Origin of the sequence: Acinetobacter sp. TUM15064, from assembly GCF_008980265.1 — a bacterium.
Lineage (GTDB): Bacteria > Pseudomonadota > Gammaproteobacteria > Pseudomonadales > Moraxellaceae > Acinetobacter.
In genome coordinates, this window is the sequence record NZ_BKFU01000179.1 from 1 (window position 1) to 593 (window position 593).

Sequence of the window (593 nt, forward strand, 5' to 3'; positions counted from 1 at the left end):
ATCCTTTATTTTTGTCATTAGTAAAAATTTTAAATTTATTAATTGATAGTAATGTTTGTTACAACTTTTTTTTCATAATTTTTATTTCATTTTTTTTGAAAGGAATAATTGCTAAGGAAAATTTACCCACTATACTAATACCAATGTTTTTATATTTGGTAGCTTCGCGTTATTTGGTTTTGCATGATTATACTCAAATAAGGGTTGGAATTGCTATTGGGATAAACACAATTATTCTTCTAAGATTTATTAATAACGGACGGTTGGAGAAAAGAGAACTCATATTAGTTGTACTTTCATTTTTTATTCACTTCTCATCAATTGTTTTTGTTCTTGTTTACTTTTTATTAAAGAAATTAATAAAAAAAGATAGTTTTAAGATTCTATTATTTTTACTTTTGTTTTCAGTTTTGGTAGGTCAATTTTTTTCAGATATTTTTCAGGTTTTGTTGAATAATTTAAGTTGGTTAGAACGGTTGGATGTTTATGCAAGCAATTCTTCTGATGGTGCTGAACAAATTCAAAAATATAGTATATTTCAGTTTTATTTTTTATTTAAAGTTTTGGTCTTAATTTTTTTTATTAAAGGGTAC

Annotated in this window: 1 protein-coding gene; it reads left to right on the forward strand. The window is 23.8% G+C overall.

Annotated elements, in window-relative coordinates:
- A partial coding sequence (locus tag GBI16_RS18305) for an EpsG family protein (protein WP_151707624.1) occupies nt 1-593 on the forward strand: 593 nt, incomplete at both ends.